Here is a 213-nt window from a genome sequence, read left to right as displayed (position 1 = left end):
GGGAGCTTGACTGTGAGACTGACAAGTCGAGCAGGGACGAAAGTCGGGACTAGTGATCCGGCACCGGCAAGTGGAAGCGGTGTCGCTCAACGGATAAAAGGTACCCCGGGGATAACAGGCTGATCTTCCCCAAGAGTCCATATCGACGGGATGGTTTGGCACCTCGATGTCGGCTCGTCGCATCCTGGGGCTGGAGTAGGTCCCAAGGGTTGG

General features: G+C 58.7%; 1 rRNA gene (only partly in view). It reads left to right on the top strand.

The features are described 5' to 3' along the window. Positions 1–213 (top strand): 23S ribosomal RNA (locus tag ASG69_RS00005); its annotated part reaches 2,694 nt to the left of the window's first position; the annotation flags it as partial.

Source organism: Rhodococcus sp. Leaf225, from assembly GCF_001426145.1.
In the GTDB taxonomy this organism is placed as follows: Bacteria; Actinomycetota; Actinomycetes; order Mycobacteriales; family Mycobacteriaceae; genus Rhodococcoides.
The sequence above is the reverse complement of the archived record's forward strand: the minus strand, read 5'-3'. Positions and strand labels throughout refer to the sequence as shown.